The organism is Oleiphilus sp. HI0043 (genome assembly GCF_001634935.1).
This window is the reverse complement of the sequence record NZ_LWEY01001159.1, coordinates 1-1,265: the sequence shown is the minus strand read 5'-3', so window position 1 is coordinate 1,265 and position 1,265 is coordinate 1. Positions and strand designations below refer to the sequence as shown.

Here is a 1,265-nt window from a genome sequence, read left to right as displayed (position 1 = left end):
CATAGCCATCCATACCTGGCATCTGACAATCCATAAGAATCAGGCTATACGGCAAATTGTCTGGCGAATTTTGCAAAGCAACCAACCCACTATCGGCCAAATCAGCACTGAGCTTCAATATATCCAGCAATGCTAAAGCAACCATTTGATTGACATGGTTGTCTTCGACCAAAAGAATACGGGTATTATCCGGCCACTGGTAGCCACCTGGTAGGCTATCCTGATTCTGATGAATACCGCCATGCTTCAAGCCACGATCATGATCACCCGCCTCTTGCCCACCCTTACACACACTCTCTTCTGAGAAAATAATATTAAGAGAGTCGAACAAATCTAAGGTCGTGGTTGGTTTTGGAAAATAGGCACGACAACCCAAGTCTGAAAAAAACTGTGAGTCGCCCCGGTTCTGCAAGGATGTCATCATCACTAGGTTTGTCTCAGACAAACCCTCTTCCTCTCTAAGCCTTTTCGCCAGTTCAACACCATCTATACGCGGCATATCCATATCAATAAATATAGCTTTATACCGAATAGTTTCACTATCCTGAGCAGCCTTGGTCAACATATCCATGGCGTCGCTAGCTGAATCAGCCTGCGCTACATTTGCTCCCCATACTGTTAGCTGACGCGTCAAAAACTCCCGATGACTGGTATTATCATCAACAATCAGGATATCAGCCCCCTTGATATCGACATCGGGGCTAACCGTTTGAGATTGTTCACTTGTTTCAAGCAAAAGGTTAAATCTGAAACAACTCCCCTTACCCGCCTCGCTTTTAACAGAGATGCCGCCTCCCATCATTTCGCATAACTGCTTAACAATCGCCAGCCCTAGACCACTGCCACCATACCTTCTGGTCGTTGAGGCATCGACTTGAGTGAATGAGTCGAACAACTCCGCTATTTTATCTTTTGGAATACCTATACCGGTATCGGATACTGAACAATTTAGGCGAAGGAGGTCTCGACCATCTGCAGAGAGCTCAGGAGTTAGCGACACTTTCACATAGATCTCGCCTTCGTGAGTGAATTTAATCGCATTACCCACCAGGTTTGATAGAATTTGCCTAATTCTTCCAGGGTCCCCTTTTACCAGGCTATGTTCAACATCAACAACGTCAATAATCAATTCAACATCGTCTTCACAAGGGCGATGACCGATGGCTTCAGAAAATTCGCCAATCATTGAGCGCAAGTTAAACTCTAGAACTTCAATATCCAACTTGCCGGCTTCGATCTTGGAAAAGTCCAGAATATCATTGATC

At 45.1% G+C, this 1,265-nt stretch carries 1 protein-coding gene; it reads right to left on the bottom strand.

The features are described from left to right. A partial coding sequence (locus tag A3729_RS13370; RefSeq protein WP_156497943.1) for an ATP-binding protein occupies positions 1-1,265 on the bottom strand: 1,265 nt, incomplete at both ends.